Consider the following 17,508-nt stretch of genomic DNA (forward strand, 5'->3'; position numbering starts at 1 on the left):
TCCGAGAGCGCCCGCCCCGCCGTCCAGTGTCTCAGGCCGCTACGGAAGGACCTTTCCGATCTTGACGCTGCCCTTGCCGGTGACCGTGCCGTGGGCGTTCAGCAGGCTGACCTCGCCGAAGAACTCACGGCCCTCCGGAGCCGCGCCGTTCACCACGACCTCGGCTCCCACCTGCCCGGATGCGCCGTTGCCGAGCTTGACGACCGCCGATTCGTCCACGGTCACCTCGCCGAGCGAGGAGGCGTAGAACACATCGAGGTAGTCGTACTCGGTGGTGCCCGCGGGCACCGAGTAACCGTCCACCACCACGGTGTACGTGCCGGCGGCCGGCTCGACCAGCGACACCGACTCCTCGGAGTCGCCGTCCGCGTCGGAGTCCACGAGCGCGCCGTCCTTGTAGACCGAGAGGTCCAGGTCGGCACCGTTGTCGGAGGGCGAGCCGATGCTCACGTCCAGCCGGGAGACGCCCTCGGGCACCTCGACGGTGGTCTCCTGCGAGGCGCCGTCGCCGATGGACGGGCGCGCGCTCTTGGCCGAGCCCAGCTCGCCGCCCCTCAGCTTGCCCTCGATGGCGGCGAAGCCGTTGGTGACCTTCCAGTCCACCGCGGCCGGGGTGCCGGTCTCGGCCTCGTCGATGGTCCGCACGGCCGGGTCGAAGACGGTGCCGAGCGCCGTCGTCGTCACCGTGTACGGGTTGTCCAGCAGCGGCGACGTGCGCCGCGACTCGACCTCGATCTCCCACACACCCGGCATCGGGTCGGCGTAGCCGCGCCGCTCCGGGTCACAGGTGTTGTTGGGGTTGTTGTAGTCCGGGTAGCAGTTGATGGTGCTGCTCGGGTCGACCGGCACGCCGTACGGGTTGATGGCGATCCACCGGGTCTGGCTGCCGTCCTTCAGTCCGTCCATCCGGACCTCGAGGCTCTTGGCGCCCTCCGGCACGGTGACGAAGTACGAGGTGTTCCGGTTCCGCTCGGCGGTGCCGGACTTCTTCACCGCGTACGACGGGGCGGCCAGCTCATCGGCGACCACGACGCTCGTCATGATCTGGTGGTCGGTGCCCCTGGTGCGCCGGTCGTCCAGCTCCAGGACGGCGCTGTGGAAGCCGGCGGTACGGGCCTTCGCCCGGACCTTGACGGTGACCGGCTTGTTGAGCGGCAGGTTGACGGTGTCATAGCCCGCGAGGGAGAAGGTGCCGTCGTTGTTCGCCCAGTTCAGCTCGTGCCGGACGGGGCCGGACGGACCGCTGGTGCGGGTGATCGTGACGTCGTACGTCCGGGACTGGCGGACCTTGAGGCCGCCCTCGCGGTCGTAGACGCCGGTGCCGCGGTGCGGGGTCTTCAGGTAGCCGGAGAGCGCGGTGTCCACCGGGGCGGAGACCGTGTACGCGTGGGCGCCGGCGCCGTTGCGGATCGCCGACCAGGCGTCCACCACGTCCATGAGCCCGGCGCCCTGCTCGTACGCCTGGAAGCCCTTGATGCGGTGGGCCGTGCTGGTCAGCGCGGTGCGCAACTTCGCCGGGGTGAGGTCGATCTTCTTCTGCTTCGCGGCGGACAGCAGCAGCGCGGAGGCGCCGGCGGCCTGCGGGGAGGCCATCGACGTGCCCTGCAGCATGCCGTAGCCGGGCGGCAGCTCGTAGCCGGCCTCGGCGACCGGCTGGCCGGGCTGCCAGCTCGGGACGGTGTTGATGGAGGCGCCGGGCGCGGCGAGGGTCGGGGTGAAGCCGCCGTCCTCGCGCGGGCCGCGGGAGGAGAACGGCATCATCGAGTAGCGGGTCCGCATGACGGAGCCGTAGTTCGCCGCCCAGGTCTCGCGGGAGGCGGAGGCGCCGACGCTGATCACCTTGTCGGCGAGCGAGGGGTCGCCGATGGTGTTGGCGCCCGGCCCGCTGTTGCCGGCGGAGATGACGAGCTGCACGCCGTAGGTGTCGATGAGCCGGGTGTACAGCTCGGAACGGGCGTTGTTGCCGTCGTTCAGCGGGGGCAGACCGCCGATGGACATGTTGACGATGTCGACGCCGCGGTTGACGACGAGGTCGATCATGCCCTCGGTGAGCGCGACGTTGGTGCAGCCGCCGGACCAGGTGCAGGCGCGCGAGGAGACGAGCTTCGCGCCGGGGGCGGCGCCGTCCATCTTCCCGCCGAAGAGGCCGTTGGCGGCGGTGATGCCCGCGACGTGCGTGCCGTGGGAGCCCTCGACGACACCGATGTTGACGAAGTCGGCCGTCTTGCCGGTCCAGTCGCCGCCGTACGGGTCCATCGGCACGTCCTTGCGGATCTCCACCACGAAGGGGATCCGCTCGGCGATCGCCGTGTCCGGGTCGTCGGTGCCGAAGTAGCCGACGTCGAAGCCGTCCTTGTACGGCTTCATCGCCTCCTGGTCGCCGAAGTCGCCGTCGTCGTCGAGGTCGACGCGGACGGTGCCGTCGGCCGGGTCGTACAGCACGCCCCAGGTGTCGGTGGTGTCGCCGTCCCGGTTGAGGTCGCCCGCCATGTCACCGCCGGTGGTGGCGGACTCGGCGAAGCGGCTGACGCGGTACGAGCCCTCGGGCGCGGTCCAGGTGCGGCCGGCGTAGGCGAAGGTCGGCCCGGAGACGTCCTGGACCATGGGGCGCCAGGTGCCGTCGCCGTCCACGATCGGGTCGGTCGCCGTCACCCAGTCGGTGATCTTGCGCTCGCCGGTGGTGGTCTTCTGCAGGGCTGAGTGCCCGAGGTCCACGCCGGAGTCGAGGATGCCGATGGTGATGCCCCGGCCGTCCGCCTTCGGGTTCTTCTTCACGAAGTCGACGGCGCCCGTCTCGTGGGACGGCTGGTACGGGTTCTTCGCCGGGGTGTTCTCGTCCGGGCCGTCGTACGAGCCGGTGGGGCCGGTTTTGGCGCCCTTCGCGCGGTCGCCCTTCGGCGTCGGGTCCGGCAGCTTGATCTCCTGGCGGAGGTCGATGCCGTGCACGGAGGAGAGCTTCGCGGCCTTGGCGATGGCGGCGTCGGCGCGGCCGGTGGGCACGGTGGCCCGCACATAGCCGAGCTTGTCGTAGGTGCGGCCGACGGAGGTGCCCTTGACGGACTCCAGTTCGTCCACGGCCCGCTCGGTCGCCCCGGGGGCGGTGGCGAGCATCATCGTGATGTTCTTGTCGCCGTCGGACTTGGCCTCGGCGAGCAGTTCGGCGTCGGCCGAGCCGAGCTTGTCCGCCGAGGACTTCGCCGGGGCGGGGGAGGAGCCCGGGTCGCCGTCCGCCGCGAAGGCCGGGACGGGGCCGGCCGCGGCGAGCGCGGCCACCAGGCCCGCGGTGATCGCCGCGCGGGCCGCGCGTCTCGGGCCGGACGGCGGCTCGGGTATGGGAGAAGAAGGCATGGCCACCCTTGTTCGGAAATCGGATCCGGTTGACCGCACTTATATGTAAGTGCGAGGAGTTTGGGGAGGGTTGAGCGACCGCTGAGCGGACGGTGGCGTATTTCCGCCACCGGTGATTCGGGGACGAAGCGGGTCCGACGTCTCAATTCGCCGGCCCCGGATGTTTGTTGACGACCGGATGAACACCGTTCGGCGACCACCGCGGAGGCTGCCCTTCCGCGCCGTTCGCCGGCCCGCCCCACCCGCGTCGGTGAACGCCCGGTGAGCGGCCGGGAACCCCCGGGGCCGAGGCGGATGACCGGTTCCCCTACCGGTGATCGATGTGCGGCGATGGGTGCCCGGCGTTCCGGTCTCGTTCAAACGCAGGCCACCCCCGGTGCCAAGCATCCGAGGGAGCGGGGGCGCGCCCCCGCTCCCGCCGTGTCCGCGCGCAGCACCCGGGGAGCCCCCATGTCCCGCACCGGATCGACCGACCCAGCAGCCCTCCACCGCCGTGCCCTGCTCGCCACCGTCGGCGCCGTCGGCGTCTCCGCCGGCCTCGGCGCGGCCCTCGGCTCCGGCGGCGGGCCGGCGGAGGCCGCGACCGCGCCGCCGCGCGCCCGCTCCGCCGGGCCCGCCGCCGCACCGTCCACCGCTCCGCCGGTCCGCGCCCGCGGCACCTCCGCACGGCACGGCACCACGCTCGACACGGTCGCCACCCCGCGCGGCGCCACGGGCTACCGGCGGCTGGGGGAGGGCCCGGGCTGGCCGCGCGTCCTCCGTACCGAACTGGCGTCCGCCGGGAACGGCAGAGCGGAACGGCGCACCGCGCTCGCCTGCTTCGTCCAGTTCACGGATCTGCACATCGTCGACGTCCAGCACCCGCTGCGCTACGAGTATCTGCGCGCCTCGACCGCCAGCGCCTGGCGCCCGCAGGAGGCGCTCTCCGTCGCCGGCACCGTCTCGCTCATCGAACGCGTCAACGCACTCCCGGGCGGCCCCGCCACCGGCAGCCCGATCGCCTTCGTCATGACCACCGGGGACAACACCGACAACAACTCCCGCGCCGAACTGCAGTGGTTCCTCACCGCCATGAGCGGCGGCCGGATCATCCCCAACACCGGTGACGAACGCCGCTACGAGGGCGTGCAGAACAGCGGCCTGCCGCTCTACTGGCAGCCGGAGGACGCCCTGCGCGACAGCGACAAGCAGCTCGGCTTCCCCCGGATCGACGGCTTCCTCCACGCCGCGATCCGCGAGGTCCGCAGCCCCGGTCTGCGCATGCCCTGGTACTCCACGGTCGGCAACCACGACACCCTGCCCGGCGGCGCCTACGCCCGCGGCGGCTTCTTCGCCGAGTTCGCCGTCGGCGGCCGCAAGCTGGAGAGCCTGTCCCCGGCCGAGGGCGCCGCCCTCTGGGCCAACGTCAGGAAGGCCGGTGACCCGGAGGGCCGCCGCTTCGAGGAACTGCTGCGCTCCCGCACCCGCGGTATGCGCCGGGTCACCCCCGACGAGCGCCGCGCCCCCTTCACGCCGCTCGAATACGTCACCGCGCACCTGGACCCGTGGCACACCGGGCCCGGCCCGCGCGGCCACGGCTACACCGCCGCCAACCTCGCCGAGGAACGCCTGTACTACTCCTTCCGCATCGCCGACGGCGTCCTCGGCATCAGCCTCGACAGCACCGACAACGGCGGCCACTACGAGGGCTCCCTCGGCACCGCCCAGCTCCGCTGGCTGGAGCGGACCCTCACCGAACACCGCGACGAGCACGTCCTGGTCTTCAGCCACCACACCGGCGCCACCATGCGCAATCTGCGCCCCGACCCGGCCCGGCCGGACGAGAAGCGGCACGGCGGCGAGGAGCTGCTCGCCCTGCTCGGCCGCCACCGCAACGTCCTGGCCTGGATCAACGGCCACAGCCACAAGAACAACATCACCCCGCGCGACGGCTTCTGGGAGATCTCCACCGCCTCGCACGTCGACTTCCCCCAGCTCGCCCGGGTGATCGAACTGGCGGACAACCACGACGGCACGCTCTCCCTCTTCACCACGCTGGTGGAATCGGCCGCTCCGTACCGCGCGGACCACTCCGACCTCTCCCAGACCGGACTGGCCTCCCTCTACCGCGAGCTGTCCCTCAACACCCCCGGCGCCCGCACCACGCTCTCGGGCGAGCCCGGGGACCGCAACACCGAACTGCTGCTCGCCCGCCGCTGACCTGTGCCGCCGGGCGGGGCGGGGCGCGGCCGACCGCGCCTCCGGCCGGAACGCGTCGCCAGGCGGCCGGAATCGGCCCCTCCGGAACCCGCGGCCGCCACGGGATCAACTCGCGGACCGGCGAAGGAGTCCTTCCCGGCGCGGCGGGGCCGCAGCACGGCGCGGTCCGTCGGAAGCAGGCAACGGAGGGAACGGGACTCTCATGGCGACACGCACAGGCAGAGGACGGCGCGGCACACTCATCGCGGCCCTGACGGCGGCGGCCCTGGCGGCCGGCGCGCTGAGCACCCCGGTCGCGGCGGCGGCCGGCCCGGCGGCCGGAGCGGCGGCGAAGGCGGACACGGACCGCGGGCACGGGCAGGGACACGGGCACGGCCACGAGGCGACGCAGAAGGCCCTGGACGCCCAGGTCGAACTGGGCCTCCCCGGCGTGCTGTTCCAGGCCGCCGGCCGCCACGGGGTCTGGAACGGCTCCTCCGGCGTCGCCGACCTGGAGACCGAGCGGCCCCGGCTGCCGCAGGACCGCTTCCGCGTCGGCAGCATCACCAAGACCTTCGTGGCCACCGTCCTCCTCCAACTGGAGTCGGAGCGGCGGATCGACCTGGACGACACCGTCGAGAAGTGGCTTCCGGGCGTCGTACGCGGCAACGGCCACGACGGCCGGAAGATCACCGTCCGGCAGCTCCTCAACCACACCAGCGGCATCTTCGACTACACCTCCGACACCGCGTTCGCCGAGAAGATGTTCGGCCCCGGCTTCCAGGAGCACCGCTACGACACCTGGACGCCGGAGCAGCTCGTGGACATCGCGACCGCCCACGAGCCGGACTTCGCGCCCGGCACCGACTGGAACTACTCCAACACCAACTACGTCCTGGCCGGCATGGTCATCGAGCGGGTGACCGGCGCGGAGTACGCCGAGGAGATCGAGCGCCGCATCCTCCGCCCGCTCCGGCTGCGCGCCACCACGGTGCCCGGCACCGACCCGGACGTGCCCCGCCCGCACGGCCGCGCCTACTCCACGCTCGGCGGTGACCCGGAGGAGAAGATCCACGACACCACCGAGCTCAACCCCTCCATCGCCGGAGCGGCCGGCGAGATGATCTCCACCACGGGCGACCTCAACCGCTTCTACCGGGCCCTGGTGCGCGGCAAGCTGCTGCCGGAACGCCAGTTGAAGGCCATGCTGACCACCGTGGAGACCGGCGAAGAGGGCATGAAGCACTACGGTCTGGGTATCTCCCCGCAGACCCTCTCCTGTGACGTCACCATCTGGGGGCACACCGGCGGCATTCACGGCTCGTCATCCGCGGCGACCGTCACCCGGACCGGGGACCACGCGGCGGCCTTCAACGTCAACGGCGACTGGGCCGGTGACGGACGGGCCGTCCTCGAGGCGGAGTTCTGCGGCAGGTCCTGACCCGGAAGCATGCCGCCGCACACGGGCCGGCCGCCCGTTCCCGTATCCGGGGAGCGGACGGCCGGCCGTTCCGCCGGGCGTTCTCAGCCCGTGAAGTCCGCCGCCCTGTCGCAGTCCTGGCCCCGCAGGGCGCGGGCCAGGTCGGAGTGCGCCTCCAGCGCCAGCCGCCGCAGCGCCGGGGGCGCGTCCCGGTGCTCGTCCAGCCACGTCTGCGCCGCGTCCAGCGTCTCCTGGTTGCCCTGCAGCATGGGGAACAGGCCCCGCACGACGGACATCGCGATCTCGATGGACCGCTCCTCCCACACCCGCTCGATCACGGCGAAGTAGCGCGGGACGTACGGCGCCAGCAGTTCCCGCTGACCGGGCTGGTCGAAGCCGGCGATGGTGGCCTCGACCAGGGCGTTCGACAGCTTGTCCGACTCCACCACATCCGCCCAGGCCTGCTCCTTGACCTCGGCGGAGGGCCGGGCGGCGAGGCAGCGCGTCTGGTGGCGCTTGCCGGAGGCGGTGTCGTCGCGCGCCAGTTCGGCGTTGATCTCGGCCGCCCCGGCGGCCCCGTGGGCGGCGAGCGGTTCGAGGAAGGCCCAGCGCAGTTCCTGGTCCACCTCCAGCCCGTCGATCTCGGCAGTGCCCGCCAGCAGCCCCTGCAGCAGCTGCAGATCGGCCGCGCTGCCCGCCGTCAGCGCGAAGAACCGCGCCCAGGCCAGCTGGTGGCCGCTGCCCGGCTCGGCCAGCCGCAGCTCGGCGAGCGTGCCCGCGGCCAGCGCCCGGCCGCTCTGCTCGCGCCGGTCCGGGGCGGTGTAGTGGACGAGGGCGGAGTGCGCCCAGGCGTGCAGCATCTGCAGCACGCCGATGTCGCTCTCGCGGCCGGCGAAGCGCAGCACCAGGTCGAGGAAGTCCCGGGCGGGCATCAGCCCGTCCCGCGTGAGTCCCCACAGAGCCGACCAGCACAGCGCGCGGGCGAGCGGGTCGGTGATCTCGCCCAGGTGCCCGCGCAGCGTGTCGAGGGAGTGCGCGTCGAAACGCGTCTTGCAGTAGGTGAGGTCGTCGTCGTTGACGAGGATCAGATCGGGCCGCTCGGCCCCGGCCAGCTCCGCGACGACCGTGCGGGGCCCGGCGACGTCCGTCTCGGCGCGGCGGTAGCGCACCAGCTTCTCGCCCTCGCGCCGGTAGAGGCCGATGGCGACCCGGTGCGGGCGCAGCTCCGGGTGGGAGGGGGCCGCCTCCTGCAGGACGGCCAGCTCGGTGATCCGGCCCTCGGCGTCGTACACGACGTCCGGTGTCAGGACGTTGACGCCCGCGGTCTGCAGCCAGGCGCGGGACCACTCGGCCATGTCGCGCCCGGAGGTCTCCTCCAGCACGGACAGCAGGTGTTCGAGGCGGGTGTTGCCGTACGCGTGCCGCTGGAAGTAGCGGCGGGCGCCCTCCAGGAAGGCGTCCCGGCCGGCGTAGGCGACGAGCTGCTTGAGCACCGAGGCGCCCTTGGCGTAGGTGATGCCGTCGAAGTTGAGCTTGGCGTCCTCGAGGTCGCGGATGTCGGCGGTGACGGGGTGCGTGGAGGGCAGCTGGTCGGCGCGGTACGCCCACGCCTTGCGGCGGTTGGCGAAGGTGATCCAGCCGTTCTCGAAGCGGGTGGCCTCCACCAGGGAGAAGGAGCCCATGAAGTCGGCGAAGGACTCCTTGAGCCACAGGTCGTCCCACCACTCCATGGTGACGAGATCGCCGAACCACATGTGCGCCATCTCGTGCAGGATGACGTTGGCCCGGCTCTCGTACGAGGCCTCGGTGACCTTGCCGCGGAAGACGTACTCCTCGCGGAAGGTGACCAGGCCCGGGTTCTCCATGGCGCCGAGGTTGTACTCCGGGACGAACGCCTGGTCGTACTTGCCGAACGGGTACGGGAAACCGAAGTTGTCGTGGAAGAAGTCCAGGCCCTGCTTGGTGACGGTGAAGACGTCGTCCGCGTCGAAGTAGCGGGCGAGCCCCTTGCGGCAGAGCGCGCCGAGCGGGATCTCCAGGACGCCGCCGTCGTCCAGCGTGCGCCGATAGGTGTCGCGGACCATGTGGTACGGCCCGGCGACGACGGCCGTGATGTACGTCGAGATGGGCTTCGTCGGCAGGAAGCGCCAGACGGCGCCGCCGCCCTCCGCGGGGACGGGCTCGCCGTCGGCCGCGCCGTTGCCCAGCACCGTCCAGCCCTCGGGGGCGGTGACGGTGAAGGTGAACGGGGCCTTCAGATCGGGCTGTTCGAAGTTCGCGAAGACCCGGCGCGCGTCGGCGGGCTCGTACTGGGTGTAGAGGTAGACCTCGCCGTCCTCGGGGTCGGCGAAGCGGTGCATGCCCTCGCCGGTGCGGCTGTAGGCGCACTGCGCGTCGACGGTGAGGACGTTCTCCTCACGGAGGTCCTCCAGCGCGATCCGCGTGCCGTCGAACACCGCGGCCGGGTCCAGTGTGCGGCCGTTGAGGACGACCGAGGTGACGGACGGGGCCAGCAGATCGGCGAAGCTCGCCGCACCGGGCCGGGCGCAGCCGAAGCGGATCGTGGTGACGGAGCGGAAGGTGCGCGGCTCGGAGGCGTCCGGGGCCGTCGCCGACCGCAGGTCCAGCGCCACCTCGTACCCGTGGGCGGTCAGCAGCCCTGCCCGTTCACGGGCTTCGTCACGGGTCAGGTTCTCACCGGGCACGACGGCTCCTTTGCCTCGTCTGTCACTCACACGCGTCACGCACCGCGGTCTCACAGTGCGAACAGTCGCCATAGTGTCACGCGCTCACCGGCGGGTGGGAATGCGTCACACAGGGCCAATGGTTCACCGTGGGAGCACGTGAGCAGCCCGCGCAGCGGACCGAGCCGTTTGATGAGGAGAACCCTGTGACCGCACCCGAGAAGACGCCCGTCGACTTCTGGTTCGACCCGGTCTGTCCGTGGGCCTGGCTGACCTCGCGCTGGATGCTGGAGGTCGAGAAGGTGCGCCCGGTGGAGGTGCGCTGGCACGTGATGAGCCTGGCGGTCCTCAACGAGCCGAAGCTGGACCAGCTTCCGGAGGAGTACCGCGAGCTGCTGGAGAAGACGGCCTGGGGCCCGGTGCGGGTCGCCATCGCGGCCGAGCGGGAGCACGGCAGCGACGTGCTCGGGCCGCTCTACACGGCGTTCGGCACCCGCTTCCACAACGGCGGCGAGGGCGTCACGCGCGAGTCCATGGCCGCCGCGCTCCGGGACGCCGGGCTGCCGGCGGAGCTGGTCGACGCCGCGGACACCGACGCCTACGACACGGAGCTGCGCGCCTCGCACAAGCAGGGCATCGAACTGGTCGGCGAGGAGGTGGGCACCCCGGTGATCGCCGTGCCCGGCCCGGACGGCGAGCCCTGTGCCTTCTTCGGCCCCGTCGTCACCCCCGCCCCCAAGGGCGAGGCCGCGGCGAAGCTGTGGGACGGCACGCTGATGGTCGCCTCCACGCCCGGCTTCTACGAGATCAAGCGGACCCGCGTCCAGGGGCCGGTCTTCGACTGATCCGGCTGCGGCTGCGGTTACTGCGGCTGCCGCGGCTCCGCCTTCGCGGCCCCGGACGACGGCCCCGTGCCCCCGTGCGCGCGGGGCCGTCGTTCCCCTTCCCGCCGCGCCGGGCGGGGCGCGCTTCCGCGCGGCGGCGTTCCGCGCGGGTCAGCGCGCGGCGCCTCCGGTGAGCCGGCCGGCCCGCCGCTGCCGCAGCAGGCCCGTGGCGGCCAGCACGAGCGTCAGCCCGGCGGTGAAGCAGAGCTGCGTCCGGGTCTCGCCGTCCCGCAGCATCAGCAGCAGGACGGCCGCGATGCCCGCCAGCGCCACCCAGGTCAGGTAGGGGAACCACCACATGCGCACGGTCAGCCGCTCTGGCGCCTCGCGCTCCAGCCGCCGCCGGGCCCGCAGTTGGGCCGCCGCGATGAACCCCCACACCACCAGCACGGCGGCGCCCACCATGTTGAGCAGCCAGGCGAAGACGGTGTCCGGCCACCAGAAGCTCAGCAGCACCGCCAGGAAGCCGAAGGCGGAGGAGGCCGCCACCGCGCGGCGCGGCACACCACCGGAGACCCGGCCCAGGGCCGCCGGGCCGTCGCCCCGGGCGGTCAGCGAGTACGCCATGCGGGAGGCTCCGTAGATGTTGGCGTTCATCGCGGACAGCAGGGCCGCGAGGATCACGGCGTTCATGATCTGCCCTGCGGCCGGCACCGCCAGGAAGTCGAGCACGGCCACATACGGGCCCGGCCTGACGACCGAGGCGTCGTTCCACGGGATCAGCGTGACGATCACGGCCATGGAGCCGACGTAGAAGAGGGCGATCCGCCACATCGCCGTGCGCACGGCACGGGCGACACCCTGCCGGGGCCGCTCCGACTCGGCTGCGGCGATGGTCACCGTCTCCAGCCCGCCGTAGGCGAACACCGAGGCGAGCAGGCCGACCAGGAAGCCGTCCACGCCGTTCGGCAACCAGCCGCCGTCGCCGGTGAGATGCGCCGTGCCGGGGGCGTCCGTGCCCGGGAGGAGGCCCAGGATCGCCAGCGTGCCGAGGACCAGGAAGGCGGCGATGGCGAGCACCTTCAGCGCGGCGAACCAGAACTCCAGTTCGCCGAAGTTGCCGACCGCCGCCAGATTGGTGCCGCAGAACAGCGCCATGAAGACGGCCACCCACATCCAGGACTCGGTCCCCGGCAGCCAGCCCGTCATGATCGCGGCCGCGCCGATCGCCTCGGCCGCGACCGCCACGCACAGCAGCGTCCAGAACATCCAGCCCGCGGTGAAGCCCGCCCAGCGGCCGATGGCCCGTTCCGCGTGCACGGAGAAGGAGCCGGAGGCCGGGTGGGCGGCGGACATCTCGCCCAGCATCCGCATGACCAGCAGCACCAGCGTGCCGGACAGCGCGTAGGCGAGGACGATCGAGGGGCCCGCGGCGGCGATGCCGGCGCCCGAGCCGACGAACAGCCCGGCTCCGATCACCCCGCCCAGGGCGATCATCGACAGATGGCGCTGCTTGAGGCCGCCGGAGAGCGGGGTGCCGCGCTCCGTGGCCCCGGCCGCCCCGGCGCCGGCGGGCGCGGAGGGCAGGGAGGTCCGGTTCATGGGCCGTGATGTCCAGTACGCGAGGGGTCGGGGGCGGCCTCAGTGTCCTGGCGTGATCCGCTCAGCACAAAATCACGCCGGTCACATACCGATATCCGGACGCCGACTTGACCCTCCGTGGTGCCGCCGCTCCGCCGCGGAGCCGTTCGGCAGGGGGCCGTGCCCCCGGCCCGGACGGGACCGTTTTGGCGGATCCCCACAGGTCCGTCCGGCCTCCCGCGCCTCCGCCCTCCGCGGGCGACCCACGCCGGACACCGCTCTCTCCGGCGGGTCCGCGTGACGAGCGTCACGGACGCGCCCCGCGGGGCCCGCGATCCCTCGGGCCAGGCGTCACCGGCCCGTTATGGGAAACCTACCAAGCCTCCCGTCCCGCCTTTGTCGGCGGCTCATGGTGAACGATCGTTGACCCGTCGGCTAGCGTCACCCTGTCCCACCGCCGTCCTCACCCCGCGGAGCACCCATGAGCACTGCCGCCGTCACCCGCACCCGCCGCCCCGGCGCGGTCCTCGCCGACCTGCTGCCCGCGGCCACCGCCACCCGCGCCCGGCTGCGCGACGCGGCCCTCGTCGTGGGCGGCGCCGCGCTCACCGGCGCCGCGGCCCAGCTCGTCGTCCCGGTGCCCGGTTCCCCGGTCCCGGTGACCGGCCAGACCTTCGCCGCGCTGCTCGTCGGCGCCTCGCTCGGCGCCGGCCGCGGCTTCCTCTCGCTCGCCCTCTACACGCTCGTCGGCATGGCCGGCATGCCGTGGTTCGCGGGCGGCGCCGGCTCGGCCACCTTCGGCTACGTCCTGGGCATGCTGCTCGCCGCGACCGTCGTCGGCGCGCTGGCCCGGCGCGGCGGCGACCGCGGCGTGCTGCGCACCGCGGGCACCATGGCCCTCGGCTCGCTCATCATCTACGCCGTCGGTGTGCCCTACCTCGCCCTGGCCGCGGACCTCTCCTTCGGCAAGGCCGTCGCCGTCGGCATGCTGCCCTTCCTCATCGGGGACGCACTGAAGGCGGCCCTCGCCATGGGCGCCCTGCCGGCCGCCTGGAAGCTCGCCGGCCGCCGCGGCTGACCCGCGTCCCGTACGGAGCCGGGCCGGGCCCGCGCCGCCTCACCGCGGCCGCGGGCCCGGCCCGTCCGCGTACCGCCGCGTCCGTACCGCCGTCCCCCGCCGTCCCCCGCCGGGCCGCGCCCCGGCACCGGGGCGGCACCCCCTCGGCCCACCCCTCGACGACGCTTCGGCGCGGCCGTGCCACACTGCTTCCCATGCGCGTGTACCTCGGCTCCGATCATGCCGGTTTCGAACTCAAGAACCACCTCGTGGAGTGGCTCAGGGCAGGCGGCCACGAGCCCGTCGACTGCGGCCCGCACATCTACGACGCCCAGGACGACTACCCGCCGTTCTGCCTCCGCGCCGCCGAGCGGACCGCCGCCGACGCCGAGAGCCTGGGCATCGTCATCGGCGGCTCCGGCAACGGCGAGCAGATGGCCGCCAACAAGGTCAAGGGCGTCCGCGCCGCGCTCGTCTGGAGCGAGCAGACCGCCGAGCTGGCCCGGGAGCACAACAACGCGAACGTCATCAGCGTCGGCGGCCGCATGCACAGCCGGGACGAGGCCGTGAAGTTCGTCGAGACCTTCCTCAACACCCCGTACTCGGGCGAGGAGCGGCACACCCGCCGCATCGAGATGCTCAGCGCCTACGAGACCACCGGGAAGCTCCCCGACATCCCGGCCCACCACCCGCGGCAGGACTGAGCGGGGAACCGAGCAGCACATGCCCGAAGGGCACACCATCCACCGGCTGGCCGCCGACCACCTCTCCAGGTTCGGCGGCCGCGCCGTGCGCGCCACCAGCCCGCAGGGCAAGTTCGCCGACGGGGCCGCCCTCGTCGACGGCCAGGTGATGGAGACCGCCGAGGCCCACGGCAAGCATCTGTTCCTGGGCTTCCCCGGCGCCACCTGGATCCACATCCATCTCGGCCTCTTCGGCAAACTCGGCTTCGGGACGGCCCCCGCGCCGCCGCCCGCGGAGACCGTACGGCTGCGCCTGGCGACCCCCGAGGCGTACGCGGACCTGCGCGGCCCCACCACCTGCGCCCTGCTCACCGACGGTGACAAGCGGGCGATACACGACCGGCTCGGCCCGGACCCCCTGCGCCCGGGCGACGACGGAGAACGGGCCTGGCTGCGCGTCAGCCGCAGCCGCAGCAGCGTCGCCGCCCTGCTGATGGACCAGAAGGTCGTGGCCGGCGTCGGCAACGTCTACCGCGCCGAAGTCCTCTTCCGGCACGGCATCGACCCGTACCGCGCGGGCCGCGATCTGACCCGTGCCGAATGGGACGCGATCTGGGCGGATCTGGTCATGCTGATGCGCGAGGGTGTCAGGAACAACCGCATCGACACCGTCCGCCCCGAACACACCCCCGAGGCGATGGGCCGCCCGCCCCGCGTCGACGACCACGGCGGCGAGGTCTACGTCTACCGCCGCACCGGTATGCCCTGCCACATCTGCGGCGGCGAGGTCCGCACGGCCGAACTGGCCGCGCGCAACCTCTTCTGGTGCCCCGGCTGCCAGCCCGGCTGAGCCCGCGCCGGGCCGCGGCGGGCAGGCGGGACGGTCCGCCCCGCGCCGCGCCGGCCCGGCACGGCTTCCGCCGCACGTCCGCGCCGGCACCGGCACCGTCGCGCCCTTCCGCTCAGAAGCCGTGCGGCAGCCAGGGCGCGACCTCGCCGAGAAAGGCGCGCGCCGTGCGGCCGAGGGCCTCCCGGCGCAGCTCGCGCACCCGCCCGGTGCCCGCCAGCGCCGCCAGCGAGACGCCGCCCAGATAGGCCGACCCCAGGTCCTGTACGGAGAGCGAGAGTTCCGCCGGGTCCGAGGTGCGGGCGCAGGTGGCGCCCTTGGCGTCGCCGCACAGCCGCCAGCGCCCCTCGTTCCAGGGGCAGAAGGCGTCGGTGATCTCCAGCACGACGTCCACCGGACAGGCGTAGGTCCGCGCCTCCAGGGCCGCGCCCACGTCCACCACGCGCAGATGCAGTCCGTCACGGAGCCGCGGCGAGCAGCGCCGGACGTCGGACACCAGGTGCAGCAGCGGTTCGTCGACCGGCCGGTTCCGCGCCCGCAGCCGCGTGGTCAGGTCGATGCCGAAGAGGAAGCGCCAGAGGGCCGCGGAGGCCTCCGGGTCCAGCGCTTCCAGATCGCGCAGGACGACGGTGCCGTCCGCGCCCTGTGGTCCCCACTCGGGCTTGAGGGCGTAGCGCGCGTAGCCGGCCGTCTTGCCGTCCCGTTCGGCCAGCACGCACTGCAGCGGCGAGCCACCCGCCCGGTTCACCGGCGGGTCGAGCAGCGGCAGCCGCTCCCACCCCGGGGACCGGGCGAGCATCCCGGGCCGGGCCGGCACCCGCCGGGCGTAGACCGCCTCGCACGCGTCCTGGACGTCACCGGGCGCGGCCAGCCGCAGCGTTACGTCATCCGTGTGGTCCGGCACCCGCAGTCCGGCCCGTTCCGTGTCGATCTCCAGGGCGAGCTCCTGGGACGCCACGCCGTAGCCGAACCGTCCGTAGATGCCCGGCTCGGACGCGGTGAGTACGGCGAGCGGCTCACCGAGGCCGCGCACGTCGTCCAGCACGCGCCGCATCATGCCCGTGAGCATCCCCCGGCGGCGGTGCGTCGACAGGACGCTCACCATGGTCACCCCGGCCGTCGGTACCAGGGCCCCGCCCGGCACCGTCATCCGGAAACTGAAGGCGCCGGCCGTGCCGACACAACTGCCGTTCTCCCAGACGCCGATCGAACGGTCGCACTCGGTGAGCTCGCGCCAGAGCTCACGTTCCTTCGGAGCATCGGGGACGCCACCGAACGCGAGTTCGAGCCGCCCGTACCATTCATCCCATTCCGCGGGTCGCAGTACCCGCGTCTCTGTGGTCATGAGCCCATCACTACCAGCGGGGTTCCGAACGGGCGAGCGGGTTTCGGGTGCGTCGGGAGCGCACGGAGGCGGGGTGGGCGCAACGATCCTCGGATTCCGACGCGCCGTGAATCGACGCGCCGCCGAACGGGTGGATAAGGTCCCGGTGAAATGGCACACGAGGTGAGAGTGGAGACGTTCACGGCCCGCACGCGCAGAAGGACGCACCGGGTCCGGATCGGGCTGCGCAAGGCCGCCGTGGACTACTTCCGCGGCGACGGCTCCGACTGGATCGCCCTCGTCGCCCTGCTGCTCAGCGTCCCCGCCATCGCGGCCGGGACCATGGCGGCGCCCCTGTGGTGCCCGCCCTCCGCCCTGGTGCTCCCGATCGTCGCCGCCGGGCTGCTGCTGCGGCCGTCCAGCGTGCTGGTGATGTACGCGGCGGCGGCCGCGGCGCTCATCGTCGAGGCCTCGGTGATCGAGGAGTACGCGAACGTCCCCGTGGTCACTCCCGGAGACATCCTCGTCGTCGGCGCGGTCGGCTTCTCCGGGCTGATCATCGCCCAGTTCCGCAGCCGGGTCGGCGTGCCCTGGAGACGCGGCGGAACCATGCTCTTCGACCTGCGCGAACGCATCCGCGTCCAGAGCAAGCTGCCCGGTCTGCCGCGGGGCTGGCACCGGGAGATGGCGCTCCGCCCGGCCGGCGGCCAGTCCTTCTCCGGCGACTTCGTCGTCGCGGCCCGCACGAACGGCGGCCGCACCCTGGAGGTCGTCCTCACCGACGTGTCCGGCAAGGGCATGGACGCCGCCTCGCGCGCCCTGCTGCTCTCCGGCGCCTTCGGCGGCCTGCTCGGCTCGCTCCCGCCGCACCAGTTCCTCCCGGCCGCCAACGGCTATCTGCTCCGCCAGGACTGGACCGAGGGCTTCGCCACCTCCATCCACCTCGTCCTGGACCTCGACAGCGGCGACTACGAACTCATCTCGGCGGGCCATCCACCGGGCCTGCACTTCTGCGCCGGGACGGGACGCTGGGAGCAGAAGGGCGCCGAGGGCCCGCTGCTCGGCGTGTACGACGGAGCGGAGTTCGAGCCGGTGAAGGGCACCCTGTGCCCGGGCGACGTCCTGATGCTCTTCACGGACGGCCTGGTGGAGTCCTCGGAGCGCGAACTCAGCGAAGGGCTCGACCGGCTGACCGGCGAGGCCGACCGCTATGTCGCCTCCGGCTTCCACGGCGCCGCGTGGCATCTGATCGAGGCGGTGGCGAAGGACGTCAACGACGACCGCGCCCTGCTGATGATCTGCCGCGACTGACCCCGTTCTCCGGCCCCCGGGCTCCGGCCGCGGGACGCCGGGGGCCGCCCGGACGCTACGCGAGTGCCCGTCAGGCCACCCGATTCGGGAACCAGTTGTGCCCCTCTGGACGTGGTAGTACATGTAGACGTAGTCGTGTCGAGTGCCGATCCACGGGGGTGAGCTGGTGAAGTTCGATATGGGCAGCACGGCGCTGTCGTCTCTGGTGTCGAATACGCAGGGGTCTTCGGATGATCTGGGTGGTTTGATCC

At 72.8% G+C, this 17,508-nt stretch carries 11 protein-coding genes; 7 read left to right on the forward strand and 4 right to left on the reverse strand.

All coding sequences use genetic code 11. The annotated features are described in order from the left end of the window. Positions 1 to 39 precede the first annotated feature (39 nt). Complete coding sequence (locus IF83_RS0126700) at positions 40 to 3,348, reverse strand: S8 family serine peptidase (RefSeq protein ID WP_030548450.1); 3,309 nt, start codon at positions 3,346 to 3,348, stop codon at positions 40 to 42. A gap of 450 nt (positions 3,349 to 3,798) precedes the next feature. Between IF83_RS0126700 and IF83_RS0126705 the strand changes: the two genes are divergently transcribed. Together IF83_RS0126705 and IF83_RS0126710 are read left to right on the forward strand one after the other, a co-directional pair. After that, on the forward strand, positions 3,799 to 5,547 hold the full coding sequence (locus tag IF83_RS0126705; RefSeq protein ID WP_030548452.1) for a TIGR03767 family metallophosphoesterase: 1,749 nt from the start codon (positions 3,799 to 3,801) through the stop codon (positions 5,545 to 5,547). A 202-nt stretch (positions 5,548 to 5,749) separates the two neighbouring features. Beyond that, positions 5,750 to 6,967 carry a serine hydrolase domain-containing protein gene (locus IF83_RS0126710; protein ID WP_030548454.1) on the forward strand — a complete coding sequence of 406 codons (1,218 nt, stop codon included), beginning with the start codon at positions 5,750 to 5,752 and terminating at the stop codon, positions 6,965 to 6,967. An 83-nt stretch (positions 6,968 to 7,050) separates the two neighbouring features. Here the strand turns inward: IF83_RS0126710 and pepN are convergent, their stop codons facing one another. Then, a complete protein-coding gene (gene pepN / locus IF83_RS0126715) occupies positions 7,051 to 9,651 on the reverse strand; it encodes an aminopeptidase N (RefSeq protein ID WP_030548456.1) in 2,601 nt (866 codons plus the stop codon). 185 nt (positions 9,652 to 9,836) lie between these two features. Between pepN and IF83_RS0126720 the strand changes: the two genes are divergently transcribed. After that, positions 9,837 to 10,475 carry a mycothiol-dependent nitroreductase Rv2466c family protein gene (locus IF83_RS0126720; protein WP_030548458.1) on the forward strand — a complete coding sequence of 213 codons (639 nt, stop codon included), beginning with the start codon at positions 9,837 to 9,839 and terminating at the stop codon, positions 10,473 to 10,475. A gap of 150 nt (positions 10,476 to 10,625) precedes the next feature. On the opposite strand, the gene IF83_RS0126725 is transcribed toward IF83_RS0126720, so the two are convergent. Beyond that, positions 10,626 to 12,056 (reverse strand): amino acid permease, encoded by a 1,431-nt coding sequence (locus IF83_RS0126725; protein ID WP_030548460.1) that lies wholly within the window; start codon positions 12,054 to 12,056, stop codon positions 10,626 to 10,628. 460 nt (positions 12,057 to 12,516) lie between these two features. Between IF83_RS0126725 and IF83_RS0126730 the strand changes: the two genes are divergently transcribed. From IF83_RS0126730 to IF83_RS0126740, 3 genes are all read left to right on the forward strand, one after another. Then, a complete protein-coding gene (locus tag IF83_RS0126730) occupies positions 12,517 to 13,113 on the forward strand; it encodes a biotin transporter BioY (protein WP_030548461.1) in 597 nt (198 codons plus the stop codon). 194 nt (positions 13,114 to 13,307) lie between these two features. Beyond that, a complete protein-coding gene (locus IF83_RS0126735) occupies positions 13,308 to 13,796 on the forward strand; it encodes a ribose-5-phosphate isomerase (protein ID WP_030548463.1) in 489 nt (162 codons plus the stop codon). A 19-nt stretch (positions 13,797 to 13,815) separates the two neighbouring features. Next, positions 13,816 to 14,625: an Fpg/Nei family DNA glycosylase gene (locus IF83_RS0126740; protein ID WP_030548465.1), complete on the forward strand. Its 810-nt coding sequence runs from the start codon at positions 13,816 to 13,818 to the stop codon at positions 14,623 to 14,625. A gap of 112 nt (positions 14,626 to 14,737) precedes the next feature. On the opposite strand, the gene IF83_RS0126745 is transcribed toward IF83_RS0126740, so the two are convergent. Then, a complete protein-coding gene (locus tag IF83_RS0126745; protein WP_030548467.1) occupies positions 14,738 to 15,967 on the reverse strand; it encodes a GNAT family N-acetyltransferase in 1,230 nt (409 codons plus the stop codon). Positions 15,968 to 16,117: 150 nt separating this feature from the next. Between IF83_RS0126745 and IF83_RS0126750 the strand changes: the two genes are divergently transcribed. Next, positions 16,118 to 17,257: a PP2C family protein-serine/threonine phosphatase gene (locus tag IF83_RS0126750; RefSeq protein WP_030548468.1), complete on the forward strand. Its 1,140-nt coding sequence runs from the start codon at positions 16,118 to 16,120 to the stop codon at positions 17,255 to 17,257. Positions 17,258 to 17,508: the final 251 nt, after the last annotated feature.

The sequence above is a fragment of the Streptomyces albus subsp. albus genome (assembly GCF_000719865.1).
Lineage (GTDB): Bacteria > Actinomycetota > Actinomycetes > Streptomycetales > Streptomycetaceae > Streptomyces > Streptomyces albus_E.